The 702-nt window shown below is 71.8% G+C and carries 1 pseudogene; it reads right to left on the reverse strand.

Annotated elements, in window-relative coordinates:
- Nucleotides 1-49: 49 nt before the first annotated feature.
- Nucleotides 50-702: pseudogene (gene glyA, locus J0695_RS40710) on the reverse strand (serine hydroxymethyltransferase); the annotation flags it as partial.

Genomic DNA, 702 nt, shown 5'->3' on the forward strand with positions numbered 1-702 from the left:
GGCGGGCTCAACCGGTGGAGCCGCAGCAGCAGTTGATCGACCTGGACGCCTAGTCGGTGGGCAGGCCAGGGGCGGGGAAGGCGGCCATCAGTTCCGCCACCTCCCCGCGGATCTTGGCCAGTTGGTCCTCGTCCCCGGTGCGGGCGGCGGTGACACCACGGTCGATCCAGTCGGCGACGGCGGCCATGTGCTGCGTACCGAGACCGCGAGAGGTGAGGGAGGGGGTTCCGATACGGACACCGGAGGGGTCGAACGGCTTCCTCGGGTCGTAGGGGACGGTGTTGTAGTTGACGACGATGCCGGCCCGGTCCAGGGCCTTGGCCGCCACCTTGCCGGGGACGTCCTTGGGGGTGAGGTCCATCAGGATCAGGTGGTTGTCGGTGCCGCCGGAGACCAGGTCGAAGCCGCGGGCGAGCAGCGCCTCGGCGAGGGCGACCGCGTTGGCGACCACCGCGTGGGCGTAGACACGGAAGGAGGGCTGGGCCGCCTCGTGCAGGGACACCGCGATGGCGGCGGTGGTCTGGTTGTGCGGGCCGCCCTGGAGGCCGGGGAAGACGGCCTTGTCGATGGCCTTGGCGTGCTCCTCACGGGAGAGCAGCATCGCGCCGCGCGGGCCGCGCAGGGTCTTGTGGGTGGTCGTGGAGATCACGTCGGCGTGCGGTGCGGGAGAGGGGTGGGCGCCGCCCGCGATCAGGCCCGCGA

The sequence above is a fragment of the Streptomyces beijiangensis genome, assembly GCF_017315755.1.
Classification (GTDB): Bacteria; Actinomycetota; Actinomycetes; order Streptomycetales; family Streptomycetaceae; genus Streptomyces; species Streptomyces beijiangensis.